1 protein-coding gene is annotated in these 606 nt (G+C 43.4%); it reads right to left on the reverse strand.

Features of this window, described 5'->3' with window-relative positions:
• Positions 1-274: 274 nt before the first annotated feature.
• Positions 275-606, reverse strand: a 332-nt coding sequence (locus tag R8N49_RS28670; protein ID WP_318190642.1) for an amino acid--tRNA ligase-related protein, incomplete at its 5' end; no start/stop codon positions are given.

A 606-nucleotide genomic window follows, 5' to 3' on the forward strand; every position in this document is an offset into this window, starting at 1 on the left:
AATCCATCTTAAACTGCCCAGCCATTCTCTAACCCTTATTCTTTTGTTGATAGAAATTTCGCGCCACAAACCCATCTTTGCGAACGGGTAACATTATCGAGACTACGACGCTCGAAGTCTGTCTCAATATTAAGACTATGCAATAGATTGAGATTTGGCGAATACTTATTTGCATATGCCATCAAAATCAAAATGCAACCTATTGAATTTTAGGAAATTAAAGATACAAAAAAACCACCCGAAGGTGGTTTTTTTGTCATTGTTCAGCAAAGAATTACGCTTGTGGGCGCATTGCAGGGAACAAGATCACGTCACGGATAGTGTGCGTGTTAGTTAGCAGCATAACTAGGCGGTCGATACCAATACCTTGACCTGCTGTTGGTGGTAGACCGTGTTCTAGTGCAGTGATGTAGTCTGCATCGTAGAACATCGCTTCGTCATCACCAGATTCTTTTGCTTCAACCTGTGCTTTAAAGCGCGCGTCTTGGTCTTCTGCATCGTTAAGCTCTGAGAAGCCGTTTGCTACTTCACGGCCACCGATGAAGAACTCAAAGCGGTCTGTGAAGAATGGGTTGTTATCGCTACGACGTGCCAGTGGAGAAATAT

The organism is Vibrio sp. 1978 (assembly GCF_033344345.1).